The 3,684-nt window shown below is 56.4% G+C and carries 4 protein-coding genes; all 4 read right to left on the bottom strand.

Going from position 1 to position 3,684, the window contains the following annotated elements; genetic code table 11:
- The coding region (locus K5905_RS29805; protein ID WP_297591271.1) for a TRAP transporter large permease at window positions 1–1,227 on the bottom strand (1,227 nt) is incomplete at its 3' end.
- 3 nt (window positions 1,228–1,230) lie between these two features.
- On the bottom strand, window positions 1,231–1,728 hold the full coding sequence (locus tag K5905_RS29800) for a TRAP transporter small permease (protein WP_297591270.1): 498 nt from the start codon (window positions 1,726–1,728) through the stop codon (window positions 1,231–1,233).
- 64 nt (window positions 1,729–1,792) lie between these two features.
- A complete protein-coding gene (locus K5905_RS29795) occupies window positions 1,793–2,770 on the bottom strand; it encodes a TRAP transporter substrate-binding protein (RefSeq protein WP_297591269.1) in 978 nt (325 codons plus the stop codon).
- Between the two features lie 4 nt (window positions 2,771–2,774).
- Window positions 2,775–3,446, bottom strand: a complete 672-nt coding sequence (locus K5905_RS29790) for a GntR family transcriptional regulator (protein WP_297591273.1) — start codon at window positions 3,444–3,446, stop codon at window positions 2,775–2,777.
- Window positions 3,447–3,684 lie beyond the last annotated feature (238 nt).

Raw genomic sequence — 3,684 nt, 5'->3', positions numbered from 1 at the left:
GACCAGCAGAAGGACGATGATGTTGCTCAAAAGAAATGGAAAGATCGCCCGAACCACCGGCGTCAGGGGAAGGCGGGCGATACCGGAGCAGACGAAAAGACAAACGCCGACGGGAGGCGTCGTAAGGCCAATCATCAGGTTCAGAACGGCAAAGGTTGCAAAATGCAGGGGCTCGATGCCAACAGCTTCGGCGAGCGAGAGAAGCGGAACAAACAGAATGATCAGCGCCGCAATCGTTTCCATGAACATGCCGACAAAAAGCAGCAGCAGATTGATGATCAGAATGACGAAGATGCGATTGTCGGTGATCGACAGAACTGAACTGGCAATCGCCTGCGGAATGCGCTCCGACACAAGGATCCAGCCAAACACGTTTGCAAGTCCAACCAGAGCCAGAATGGATGCCGCCGAAACCGCACTGTCGACAATGATTTTGGGAACCTTTTTCAGGGGCAGTTCCCTATAAATAAACGCGCCGACAATGAAGGCATAAACGCTTGCGACCACAGCGGTTTCTGTTGGGGTGGCGATGCCACTCAGAAGACCGTAGATGATGATGCCGGTCATCGCGAGCGCCCAGAAGGCGTTGCCGAAGGACCGGGATAGTTCACTCACACCGCGCCATGGCTCCCGGGGAAAGTTCTTGCGCCGGGCAATGACATAGCAGGTGATCATCATGGCAAGGCCCATCAAAAGCCCCGGTATCGCACCTGCCATGAACATCTTGCCGACGGAGATTCCGCTAAGCGCTCCGACGATGATCATCGGAACGCTGGGCGGGATGATCGGTCCGACGGTTGAGGAGGCAGCAGTTACCGCAGCGGAAAAATCGGCCGGATATCCGGCCTTTTTCATGCCGGGAATCATCACGCCGCCGATGGATGCGGCATCGGCGACAGCTGTGCCCGTGATCCCGCCAAACAGCATGGAAGAGCCGATGTTGGTCAGTCCCAGACCACCCCGGATCCAGCCGACCAGCGCATTGGCAAAGCGGATGATGCGCTCGGTGATGCCGCCATTGTTCATCAGGTTGCCGGCCAGGATGAAACCGGGAATACTCAGGAGAACAAAGACGTCGATGCCGGCATAGACCTTCTGCGGAATTACGACCAGCGGAATACCCGAGAGCAGCAGATAGCTGAGAGATGACAGACCGAGGGCAATGGCAACCGGGATGCCGATCACGAGCGATCCGATGAAGACAATAAAAAGAACCAGGACTTCCACGTGTCAGCTCTCCTGTTCGTGGGGACTGTCATCCTTCGACAAAAGCGTGAGCGCCGTGCGCGCCAGCGCGAAGACGAACAGCAAAGCGAACAGAAGAAAGACGCTGAAATGGATGAAGGCCATTTGAAGGCCCATTGCCGGTGATTTCTGCAACAGCCCGATCTGGACGTATTTCCACGCTCCCGGGAGCAATATCGCTGCGAGGAACGCCGTTGCCAGTGACGCCACGACGCGCAAAACACGAGGCCAGGGGTCCGGCAGTGCGTCACAGATGATATCGACATTCACCAGATCGCCGCTCAGAAGTCCGAGACCGACACCAAGCGCAGTCATGTAAATAAGCGCGAAGCGGGTGAGTTCTTCCGTCCAGACCGGGGAGTTGCCGATGGTGCGACCCAGAACCTGAGTAAGAACTGCCAGGATCAGAACCATGAACGCGACGAAAACGCCTGTGCGGCAGATCACGTCGAGGCCACGGTAGATTTTCAGAAAAAAAATCATGGATAGTCCCATAAAGAGCCCGCCGCAGGACACTTGCCGGCGGCGGGAAGGTTGGGGGAGGATCCTATTTCTGGCTGTTGAAGAGATTTTCCACGATCGGCTTGATCTCATCATTCACATTGGCGAGCACCGCGTCCTTGGCGGCTGCCGCATACGCCGCGCCGTCAACCTCGACGAAGGTCATGCCCTTGCCTTCAAGATAGGCCCGATCTTCGGCAAGGCTGGCTTCCAGAAGACCGCGCTCATAGGCCTGTGCCCGTTTGGCGGCTTCCAGAACATGAGCCTGGTCCTCGGGGCTGAGAGACTGCCAGGTGGATTCTGAAATTGTCAGGTAGATCCAGGACCGCACATGCTGGGTCAGGTTCACGTGAGACTGAACTTCGTCGAAATTGGCGGAACGGATCAGAGCCAGCGGGTTTTCCTGGGCTCCGATAGTGCCGTTCTGCAGGCTGGTGAAGACTTCGGAAAAGGCCATTGGTGTCGGCGCCGCGCCAAGCGCTTTCCAGACATCGACAAAAAGCGGCACGTTCGGAACGCGCATCTTCAACCCTTCCAGATTGTCCGGCGAAGCAATTGCTCGATTGGAAGTCAGATTGCGCGGACCACGGGCGAAATAGGCAATCGGGCGGATCTGGGCTTTCTCGACGATCTGGGCTTCGATCTGATCACCGATTTCTCCGCTGGCAACTTCGTCCATATGTTCAGTGGAGGCATAGGCATAAGGAACAGCCAGGAGGGCCGCCATTGGTGCCCAGTTTTGCAGGCTTTCCCCGGTGATGGTCATGTCGACCGTGCCGAGTTGCATTCCGTTGATGAGGTCGATTTCCTTGCCGAGTGACTCGTTCGGATAAACCTCGACGGCGATGCGCCCGTCGGTCAGAGTAGACAGTTCCTCGCCGAATTTGACGGCTGCCTTGTGCCAGGCATTCTGCTCATTCGCCAGGTGGCCCAGCTTCAGGGTCGCGTCTTGCGCCATTGCGACCCCGGCTGCCAGCTGCGAAACGATGCAGGCTGCAAGGATTTTCCTTAGTCCGTATGCCATATTCTCACTCCCAAATGGACGGTGCTCCTTCAGTCGCCAGATCCTCGCAGCGATCGAAATACACCTGATTTTTCTGAATGATCTGGGGCAGAGTCTTGAGGATCTCGTTCAGATGCCTGCGCATGGCCCGGGAGGCTGCGTCCGGACTTCCTGCTTCGATCTGATCGACAATGGCCGTGTGCTGTTCGATCAACGTGTCAATCGGGAAAAGCTCGAAGCTCAGGAACCGGACCCGGTCCATCTGGCTCTTCAGCCCTTCCACGAATTGCCAGGCAACGTCCTTTCCAGCCGCTTCTGCAAGAGTGCGGTGGAACTTCTCATCTTCGTTGATGAAGTCCGGAGAGGACGTCTTGCCGATCTTGATCTGGCGCTGCAACTGCGCACGCAGTTCCTTCACCAGGGCCGGGTCCGGATTTTGAGCGAGCAGCCGCACGATGTCGGCCTCGACCGCTTCCCGAACGAACCGCGATTGCAGGACGGTCGGATAATCGATCTTGGTGACAAGAGTGCTGCGCTGCGGCCGGATCAGGATCAGTCCTTCCTCGGCCAGCTTTATGAACGCTTCACGAACCGGTTGCCGGCTGATGCCATAGCTTTTGGCGATCTCTGCCTCGGACAGTTTGCTGCCCGGCGGGAGGTCATTCTTGACAATGCGCTCACGCAATATGCGCCGCATCTGCGGAGCAATTGCTGCCGTATCATCAAGAATTGAATCTATTGCGACTTCGTTTTGCACGAATAGTCCTCCCAGGTCTCTTATCTGCCATACTGCCATACTAGTCAACATTTATTTGACAAGCGGCCACCAACCCTTCAAAACGAATGGAAAGCGTGTCCAACGTATAGGAGGGAATGGAGTTGCGCGAAACATGGAGATGGTTCGGTCCTAAGGATCTGGTTTCGCTGGACGATAT

Origin of the sequence: Roseibium sp. (assembly GCF_025698965.1) — a bacterium.
Lineage (GTDB): Bacteria > Pseudomonadota > Alphaproteobacteria > Rhizobiales > Stappiaceae > Roseibium.
Note: the sequence above shows the minus strand (reverse complement) of the source record. Positions and strands in the feature narration are given on the sequence as shown.

What these genes read in the sequence shown, in the direction of transcription:
- K5905_RS29800 (WP_297591270.1), bottom strand. Translation starts at nt 1,728, where the DNA reads ATGATTTTTTTTCTGAAAATCTACCGTGGCCTCGACGTGATCTGCCGC.
- K5905_RS29790 (WP_297591273.1), bottom strand. Translation starts at nt 3,446, where the DNA reads ATGCGGCGCATATTGCGTGAGCGCATTGTCAAGAATGACCTCCCGCCG.
- K5905_RS29795 (WP_297591269.1), bottom strand. Translation starts at nt 2,770, where the DNA reads ATGGCATACGGACTAAGGAAAATCCTTGCAGCCTGCATCGTTTCGCAG.